Annotated in this window: 1 pseudogene; it reads right to left on the bottom strand. The window is 64.0% G+C overall.

Annotated elements, in window-relative coordinates:
• Window positions 1-60: 60 nt before the first annotated feature.
• Window positions 61-688, bottom strand: a pseudogene (locus tag NKI24_RS35860) (DDE-type integrase/transposase/recombinase); the annotation flags it as partial.

Below are 688 nucleotides of genomic sequence, written 5' to 3'. Positions count from 1 at the left end.
GAACGAGGCCGGAAAGGCAGAAGGCTGTGGAAAAAGCCGCCGAATGAGAAGAACGGGCTATTCTACAACATCCGTCTGCATCGGCTTGCCGGGCGCAATGTAATGCCATTCGACGCGGTTCTGATCCGCCCAGGAGAGGATGGCATTCGAGGTGAACTCGCTGCCATTGTCGCTGACGATCATTCTCGGCCGGCCGCGCTCGGTGATGAGCCGGTCCAATTCTCGGGCAACCCGCATGCCCGAGAGAGACGTATCAACGATGAGTGCCAGGCACTCTCTCGTGCAGTCGTCGACGACGGCCAGGATGCGGAAGCGGCGCCCGTCTGTGAGCTGGTCCGATACGAAGTCGAGCGACCAGCGCTCGTCGGGCCTCAGCGGCACCACCATCGGCGCGCTGGTCCCGATCGCCCGTTTGCGGCCGCCACGGCGGCGAACGGCGAGCTTCTCCTCCCGATAGAGCCGGAACAGCTTCTTGTGGTTCACGACCAGGCCCTCCCGCCTCAGCATCACGAGAAGACGCCCGTAGCCGAACCGGCGACGCTCCTGCGCGATCGCCTTCATCCGCTCGCGAAGCTCGCGGTCGTTCAGCCTGCTGGTCTCGTGGCGAACCGTCATGCGGCAACAGCCGATGGCTTTACACGCCCGCCGTTCGCTCATCCCGAAGCCTTCCTTCAGGCGAGCGACAGCT

Origin of the sequence: Mesorhizobium sp. M0701 (genome assembly GCF_040320365.1) — a bacterium.
Lineage (GTDB): Bacteria > Pseudomonadota > Alphaproteobacteria > Rhizobiales > Rhizobiaceae > Mesorhizobium.
The sequence above is the reverse complement of the archived record's forward strand: the minus strand, read 5'-3'. Positions and strand labels throughout refer to the sequence as shown.